General features: G+C 41.6%; 6 protein-coding genes. 2 read left to right on the top strand and 4 right to left on the bottom strand.

Going from position 1 to position 3,364, the window contains the following annotated elements:
• The coding region (locus PX636_RS22530; protein ID WP_353845587.1) for a helix-turn-helix domain-containing protein at nucleotides 1–55 on the bottom strand (55 nt) is incomplete at its 3' end.
• Between the two features lie 81 nt (nucleotides 56–136).
• On the opposite strand from PX636_RS22530, the gene PX636_RS01035 reads away from it, so the two are divergent.
• Nucleotides 137–397: a DUF4926 domain-containing protein gene (locus PX636_RS01035; protein WP_110545144.1), complete on the top strand. Its 261-nt coding sequence runs from the start codon at nucleotides 137–139 to the stop codon at nucleotides 395–397.
• Between the two features lie 63 nt (nucleotides 398–460).
• Here PX636_RS01035 and PX636_RS01040 read toward each other — a convergent pair whose 3' ends face one another.
• Nucleotides 461–670 (bottom strand): BrnA antitoxin family protein, encoded by a 210-nt coding sequence (locus PX636_RS01040; protein ID WP_238142392.1) that lies wholly within the window; start codon nucleotides 668–670, stop codon nucleotides 461–463.
• Nucleotides 657–968, bottom strand: a complete 312-nt coding sequence (locus PX636_RS01045; RefSeq protein WP_061430167.1) for a BrnT family toxin — start codon at nucleotides 966–968, stop codon at nucleotides 657–659. The genes PX636_RS01040 and PX636_RS01045 overlap by 14 nt, the downstream gene beginning before the upstream one ends.
• Before the next feature lie 461 nt (nucleotides 969–1,429).
• Here PX636_RS01045 and PX636_RS01050 point away from each other — a divergent pair, with 461 nt between their 5' ends.
• The gene (locus tag PX636_RS01050) at nucleotides 1,430–2,032 is read left to right on the top strand and encodes a hypothetical protein (RefSeq protein WP_288115951.1); all 603 of its coding nucleotides are present in this window, start codon (nucleotides 1,430–1,432) and stop codon (nucleotides 2,030–2,032) included.
• Between the two features lie 413 nt (nucleotides 2,033–2,445).
• On the opposite strand, the gene PX636_RS01055 is transcribed toward PX636_RS01050, so the two are convergent.
• The gene (locus tag PX636_RS01055) at nucleotides 2,446–3,357 is read right to left on the bottom strand and encodes a hypothetical protein (RefSeq protein WP_159296896.1); all 912 of its coding nucleotides are present in this window, start codon (nucleotides 3,355–3,357) and stop codon (nucleotides 2,446–2,448) included.
• Nucleotides 3,358–3,364 lie beyond the last annotated feature (7 nt).

A 3,364-nucleotide genomic window follows, 5' to 3' on the forward strand; every position in this document is an offset into this window, starting at 1 on the left:
CTTGTTTTGGTGTGGGGTAAAATCGGTAAGAATAGGCTTTTTCCATATCTCGCATTCTAGCATATATCGTGTAAATGCGCTAATATTTAACGGTAAAGCCGTCGTAGAACGACGGGGTTTCAGACCCAAATTTTCGATGAAAGACATCAAACTCTTAGATCTGGTTGCCATCCTCAACTCCGTCCCTCGGGAGCGATTGACTTTGGTTGAGCCAGATTATGAGGCTGTCCCCAGCTTGCCAAGCGGACAGGTGGGAACGGTGGTTGAGGTGTATGAAAAAGGTTCGCGCTATCAATATTTAGTGGAATTTTCTGACAGTCAGGGGCGGGAATATGCGATGGCTATTCTGCCAGGCGATGAGCTTCTGGTCTTGCATTATGAACTGGAGGCGGCGTAAATTCTGCTTAAGGGAAAACACTTATGGCTCAAGTAAAAGTTTTCTATGAACCGGAAATCGCACTTAACAATTATGTTCTAGCATATATTTTTTTAGTACGGCATTAATTAAAGTCTGATATTTTTTGGGAAATTGCTGTTTATACCAAGCAACAACTGAGGGTTCAAGCTGCAGAGTTACAGGAACTTTTAGAGGAGAATTAACAGTAGCTTCTTGCCAAAATTCGGCATCAGTAGCAGCTACATCTGAATAATCTATATCAGAATCTTTCATCTGACCAAGGATATTTAATTGTTCCTCTCTCGACATACTCATAATAAATTCCCCTTTCCTCTGCATTAGCGCGTCTTGTAGATATAAGCCGTATTTTCTGTTCTCGTAGAGTGTACACTGCAACTAGGACAAATTCTCCTAAAAGTCCCAAAGCGATTAATCTTTCTTCGCCGTAGTCTCTGCGATTATCAGGTTTTGATATCCAGACTCCTGAAAAGATTTCCTTGGCAAAATTAAAGTCGATCCCGTGTTTTTCAATATTGATGTTGTTCTTTTGGTCATCCCACTCGAACTCCATCTTTTCACTCTAACTCCATAAACTAAGAAATTATACTGCGATCGCAAGCGATGTATAATACACCCTCCCAACTACCAAGATAACCTCTAAGTCTAGAAATCATGCCTACCGGGGAGATGCAAGACTTAACAACAGTTAATAAATAATTACCTAACAATGTTAGCGAAATTTTGAACCCTATTACCGAATCTGACACACCGCGCCACAATCCCTCACGGAAGGCGATAGGTCGCCTGAGAAGCAGTAAAACAGGGGAAAATACCTGAAACTCTTTCCCCTGTGAATCCCTAAGCTAGGGAGAAGAATATAAAGATTTATTAAATTGTAGCTTTTGATACAGTTATGGGGGGGGGGAGTGTGTATTCTTCTGCTATCTCCCTTTGGTGTTGGGTTGGGGTGCTGCTTGATCTAGCTACGAGGGAGGGCGGTCGCACTCTTTTCTCATAAGGATTAAATAGGCCATGAAAAAAATAGTACCGTTTTCCATTACTTGCGCCATTCTGCTTGCACCAATGGTAGCAGAAGCCGCTACAATTGCTGGAACATCTATCATTCCTAGCACGACTCTAATTCCTGTGGCACCTTTCTCTCTCAATCAGATTAATGACGGTATCACATCAGATGCTCCACCTTTTAATGGATTTGCATCTAATAGTCCATCAGGAACAATTACCCTAGATTTGGTAGGTGACTATAATTTGACTAGCTTCATCTTATGGAATGATATTAATGTTCTTGCTGAAGGAATTAGTCAATTTAGACTAGATTTTTTTGACAGTTCTAATAATCTGATACCTGTTAGCTTTACCAATACTTTCTTAGCACCCATAGGTCAAGTAGCCCCCGCAACATATAATTTCAGTCAAGCTGTACCTAATGTTAGTCGAGTCGATCTGGTTGTATTAAGCTCTAATATTGGTGTATTTAATAGAATCGAGATTCGTGAGGTAGAATTTACTGGCTCTCCTGCTTCTATCCCAGAGCCAAATAATGTTTTGGGTGTCATACTTTTAGGCGCAGGATGTTTATTGCTAAACAGAAAAAATGGGCGTGGTTCAATGTGACTTGCAGCATAAAATGGCGTAAAAACTGTACGTTCGCTCATTAGTGTCGAAACCTTAATCACTCAGTGCTTAGGTGATTTCCGAGAATAAACTTACCTTCGGCAGAGTTTAACAATGCCAAGCTCTGATAGCAGATAATTGATCCTCTGGTAATTTCTTTAGAGGAAATCACCTTAACCCAGCGGTTAAGTGCCCGAAAGATAGCTCTTGAGAATTGTACTTCTCATTCGCCCATGCCCAGCCACTCGCTTCGCTCGAAGTCAAAAGTCAAAAGGCAAAGGGATTTATAATGTCCAGCACGCTGCCACCGAAAGAAGTAGAACTGGACAGGTAATTTGTCCAAAGTTTGTTATTAGCGTAGTCGATGCTGTCTTTAGAGACTCCCAACCGCATGGTTTAGGCGGACTGAAAGTTTAATTGTCTCCCAATCTTTCTAACAGTTCAGAGCGGGATAAATTCACTAAAGAAAGAAGTAACCCGGTGCGTTCTGAGATGGGAAGTTGGGCAATCTGTTCAACTAGACCAGACAATTCCGAATCTAGGGTTCCAAACCGCCCTTCCAGAAGACTAGCTATCAGCGAGAGTTGTCCCTCTAAAGTGCCTTCCTGTTTTCCTTCTATTTTCCAATCTTCTCGCTGTTTTAGATAGGCTGGTGATAGGTTCATGATGTCCTCCTGTTCCTCGCTACTTAAATTATCTCTCAATTCCAAATTCTTACGCCAGTTGGCTAGAATTTCTAACAAATTTTCTTTAAAAGAGTTATCTTCTGGCAATTGAACTAACTCTTCTACGGCTCTTTTTTGTGTTTCTCCTTTTCCTAAAACCCTCAACCATAAAGTGTCTTCACTCACTGGTAACTGGTGGATGGCAACGATTGCCACTTTGAGGAAGTCAGCTAAAAAGTAAACCCCTTTTAACCAATTCCTCTCATCGCTGTCAGCCCTGAATCCTTGAATCATTCTAGCTGAAAAGGTGGGGGTGAGAATCCATAAAACTGGCAATTCTGCGACCGTCAGAGTTTTGTTTGCCCGTTTCGCCTTTCTTAACAGGTCATTATGAACAGTATATAACTTTGATATACAACTGCGAATCTCTATTTCTGAGGGCGGGTTACGGAAAGGTTCAAACAAACAGGAAGTCGCCGCCATTTTTCCGAGTAAACCTAAAGGGAGTTCGGTCCTTGATGGTGAACTGGCCGGTTCAAACCAGACATCTATTTCTTGAACCTCACTTTTCACTTTCTTACTCTTTTTTATGGTTCCTAGAGGCGCTAACAGTTCCTCTAAATATTCCTTGGCAAATTGGTCGTGAATTTGGCGGGTCATTCTCGGA

This window comes from Microcystis sp. M53598_WE2, from assembly GCF_030067735.1.
GTDB lineage: Bacteria > Cyanobacteriota > Cyanobacteriia > Cyanobacteriales > Microcystaceae > Microcystis > Microcystis aeruginosa.

What these genes read in the sequence shown, in the direction of transcription:
- PX636_RS01035 (WP_110545144.1), top strand. Translation starts at nt 137, where the DNA reads ATGAAAGACATCAAACTCTTAGATCTGGTTGCCATCCTCAACTCCGTC.
- PX636_RS01055 (WP_159296896.1), bottom strand. Translation starts at nt 3,357, where the DNA reads ATGACCCGCCAAATTCACGACCAATTTGCCAAGGAATATTTAGAGGAA.
- PX636_RS01050 (WP_288115951.1), top strand. Translation starts at nt 1,430, where the DNA reads ATGAAAAAAATAGTACCGTTTTCCATTACTTGCGCCATTCTGCTTGCA.
- PX636_RS01045 (WP_061430167.1), bottom strand. Translation starts at nt 968, where the DNA reads ATGGAGTTCGAGTGGGATGACCAAAAGAACAACATCAATATTGAAAAA.
- PX636_RS01040 (WP_238142392.1), bottom strand. Translation starts at nt 670, where the DNA reads ATGAAAGATTCTGATATAGATTATTCAGATGTAGCTGCTACTGATGCC.